At 43.0% G+C, this 3,738-nt stretch carries 3 protein-coding genes; 2 read left to right on the top strand and 1 reads right to left on the bottom strand.

The window, feature by feature from the left end; genetic code table 11:
* Positions 1-270: 270 nt before the first annotated feature.
* Positions 271-1,143 carry an ATP-binding protein gene (locus LOZ91_RS14470; RefSeq protein ID WP_159515900.1) on the bottom strand — a complete coding sequence of 291 codons (873 nt, stop codon included), beginning with the start codon at positions 1,141-1,143 and terminating at the stop codon, positions 271-273.
* Between the two features lie 188 nt (positions 1,144-1,331).
* Between LOZ91_RS14470 and LOZ91_RS14475 the strand changes: the two genes are divergently transcribed.
* On the top strand, positions 1,332-2,843 hold the full coding sequence (locus tag LOZ91_RS14475; RefSeq protein ID WP_180049981.1) for a DUF3336 domain-containing protein: 1,512 nt from the start codon (positions 1,332-1,334) through the stop codon (positions 2,841-2,843).
* The gene (locus LOZ91_RS14480; protein ID WP_244783463.1) at positions 2,830-3,654 is read left to right on the top strand and encodes a protein kinase; all 825 of its coding nucleotides are present in this window, start codon (positions 2,830-2,832) and stop codon (positions 3,652-3,654) included. The genes LOZ91_RS14475 and LOZ91_RS14480 overlap by 14 nt, the downstream gene beginning before the upstream one ends.
* The last annotated feature ends 84 nt before the right edge of the window (positions 3,655-3,738 follow it).

Here is a 3,738-nt window from a genome sequence, read left to right on the forward strand (position 1 = left end):
GGGTTAATTAAAATTTGCTTTTGATGTTTTTAAAGCATGTCGATATTGGGCAATATTTGTTTTTGAGCAAAAGTTTCCATTAAAAAGATCGGATTGACAGTCGGATGCTTTTTGAACCGACCCATTCGTTTGCGCATAGATTGCGGTAGTTGAAATCAGAAAATAGGCTTATAAATATTTTATTGAACATTGTTGTCATCGTTTTAGTTGTTTTAAGAATAAGAAAAGACGCTATCAATAGTTGTGAATTGATAGCGGAATTGTACGGGATTATAGGATTTTTAACTGCTGCGACCCAATCCAGTGCTTGGAAAACTGATACGCGGCACGTCCCGAACGTTGACCGCGTGCCTGACACCAGCGCAAGGCTTCGGCTCGGGTTTCCGGGGTCAATTCCATCTCAGCCTTTTTAAGATAATGCTCTACAATTTCCAGATATAAATTCTGATCCATTGGATAAAAAGACAGCCATAAGCCGAAACGGTCAGATAGCGAAATCTTCTCTTCAATTGCTTCCTGAGGATGTAGCTCAGTATATTGCGGAACATCGACCCGGGTGACAGGCGTATTTTCATGCATAAATTCTGGCAGTAAATGGCGGCGGTTACTGGTCGCATAAATCACAAAATTACTCGAACCCGATTGCAATGAACCATCTAATACACTTTTTAAACTGCGATAATTTTCATCTTCTGCATTAAAGGCCAGATCATCACAATAGACAATAAACTTTTCAGGACGGTCTGCAATCAGTTTTTGAATTTCCGGAAGTTCTGACAAGTCATCGCGTTCAATCTCAATCAGGCGTAAACCTTGCGCTGCGTATTCGGTCAGCAGGGCACGAACGATAGAGGATTTACCGGTGCCACGCGAACCAGTCAGCAAGACATCATTGGCAGGCAAGCCATTTAAGAACTGCAAAGTATTCTGGATGACTTTTTCTTTTTGTCGCTCAATCCCTTTTAAATCGGCCAGTTCCATCTGTCTAAGCTGATGAATGGGCTTGAGTTCACCCTGTTGCCATTTATAGGCATGTGCAGAAAAATCAGGAGCATGTTTCAGCTCGGGCAGGCTTTGCTGAAGTTGCAGCAGAACAGTCGAAAGGGTATTCAAGATATTGTCAGGTAACTCAATTTTCGCCATGATCTCAGCATTACAGATTTAAAATTATGTCTAGGATACTATCACCCTAAAATTCACAGTCAAAGCCTGAAAAGTGTGATAATTTGCTTAAAGCAGAGAATTTTCGCTATTGTTGTTATGAACAGATCGGTGCATATTTTCTACGCAGTGCAAGATGAATGAAAAATACAATATAGGGAAGAAGGCAGATGCTGTTTAAAGATTTTACTCAGGACATTAATCCACATCAGGCCTATCGTATTAAAAAACTCAAGCAGCAGCTGCAACAAGCTGAGTCCTATGAGGAATGGAAATATATTGCGCTAAAAATAGATGAAGAATCCGGGGCGCAAGAATGGAAATTCGACAATAGTTCTCCCTATTTTGATGCAGAAGTTATTGCGCATCGTTTGGGTAAATTAAGACGCTATAGACAACAGAAACGTACCCACGACCTGATGTATATTCTGCGCGAAGGTCTAAGCTACGATATCGCCAATATTGCCCATCCTTTATTGTTCACCGAAGCCTATGTCGGCACCAAAAGAATTATTGAAGATTATGTGGAGCAGGTTAGTCAGGGGCTGGCACATATCGCTTCAACAGACTGTAGCTGTTTAAATATTGAAGAAAAAATTGAATTTTTTAAAGGCTGTCAGCGTGCCTATGGTCAGCCGGCCCTGATGTTTTCCGGTGGCTCGACCTTGGGTCTGTTTCATACCGGCGTTTGTAAGGCTCTGATGGAGCAGGATTTATTGCCAAAGGTCATGTCAGGTTCTAGTGCAGGTGCCATCATGACGGCAATGTTGGGTGTATCCAAACCCTCGCAGTATGTCGATCTTTTGAAGGGGCATAATTTTTTTCATGAGGCTTTTCATTTCCGAACCATGGGTGAATTGCTGAAAGGCAATGGAGGTCTGGCAGATGTCAAATACCTGAAAAAATTTCTGGTCGAAAATTTAGGCGATCTGACCTTTGAAGAAGCACTCAAAACCTCAGGTCTGCATATCAATATTGCTGTTGCCCCCTATGATTCGGCGCAGGATGCCCGTATTTTAAATGCCTATACTTCTCCGGATGTGCTGGTCTGGAGTGCGGTATTGGCCTCTTGTGCAGTCCCTATTCTGTTTCCGCCAGTACGCCTGACCAGTAAGCGTTATGATGGTGAATATACCCCTTATATGGGAGCAACACGTTGGGTCGATGGCAGTGTACGCAGTGATTTCCCGCAGGAAAAAATGGCCCGATTATACAATATCAATTACACCATTGCCAGCCAGGTCAATCCGCATATCGTGCCATTTATGCAAGATGATGTTGCACGTTTCCGCAAAGGTACCTTAAGCTGGCCACAACGGATTGTACGCCGTCAGGGTGCGGTGATTACCAAAGGAATGATGGATTTTGCCCGGGAACATGCCGGAAGCTTGCCACCTGTACGCCGTATACTCGATCACGGCTATGGGGTGGTCGATCAGCGTTATTATGGCGATGTGAATATTGTCGGTAAATATAGCCTGCGCCACTATAGCTATATGCTGCAAAATCCACGGCCCTATCTCTTTAAAATCTTGCAGCGCGAAGGCGAACGGGCCACTTGGCCAAAAATTTCCTTAATTGAGACTCAGGAACGGGTGGGGAAAACTATTCAGCATTGTCTGGAGCTGCTAAATTATCAATATACTGCTGATCCAAAGCCTGAATATATTGCAACCACTTAATTTAGATCATCTTGATACTTTGGATTTTCAACCAAGAACCAAAACCCGCAGTCTGAGTTTTGGCCGACGCCTGTATTATGCTGCGGGTCAGCCCGCATTCTGGCTAAAAACTCAAGTGTCGACTAAATCTGACAGCTCAATATCATCTCCGCATGCAAAGTTGGGCTTGCAGCAGGAGCTGAATTTTTATCAAACGCATAGCCGTTCGAGTGATCTGAACTTTTTCCTTCCGCATCAAATCATTCAACAGCCATTCACCATTCAACATGAACAATTTGAGCAGGCTTTGATTCTGGTCGATGCACCAGCACATTTTCAGATCATGCCAGATCAACTTTCTGTAACGCAGATTCGACAACATTTGCTGCAAGCGGTAGAACCTTTAATCTGCCTGCAACAGCTGGGTTATTTGCATGCGGATTTAAAGCGGGAGCATTTTGTTGATGATCAGGGTAGGGTATGTCTACTTGATTTTGAACACGTCCAGCCTCTGGATCAGCTTGAAGTTCATAAGCTTAATGCGACACCACGTTATATGGCACCGGAATTATTCCAAGGAAAAGCCAAAAGCTTGCAGAGCGAAGTTTATGCTTTGGGCGTGATTTTTTATGAATGGCTGAGTGGACAGCGCTTGCAGGCAACTGACTATCTGGATTGGGCGTTTTTACATTGTCAGCGCCTAAAAGTTGAGTTGCCTGAACAAATTCAGATTTTTGAAAAGTTGTTAGCGCTGATGCTAGGCAAGCAAAAACAGCATCGGTTGGCAGATTTTAAAGCGGTTAAATACTACTTAGTGACTGAAATCGAATGAGAAAAATACAATAAAATCGGGATTGTTTCTTATTTAATCAAACGAGTGTTTTTTTCTTATAAACGGCTTGTCAGCTGGAAATGT

Origin of the sequence: Acinetobacter sp. F-1 (assembly GCF_022869025.1) — a bacterium.
GTDB classification, from domain to species: Bacteria; Pseudomonadota; Gammaproteobacteria; order Pseudomonadales; family Moraxellaceae; genus Acinetobacter; species Acinetobacter pseudolwoffii.

Coding starts and splice junctions, on each gene's coding strand:
- LOZ91_RS14470 (WP_159515900.1), bottom strand. CDS start 1,143: ATGGCGAAAATTGAGTTACCTGACAATATCTTGAATACCCTTTCGACT.
- LOZ91_RS14475 (WP_180049981.1), top strand. CDS start 1,332: ATGCTGTTTAAAGATTTTACTCAGGACATTAATCCACATCAGGCCTAT.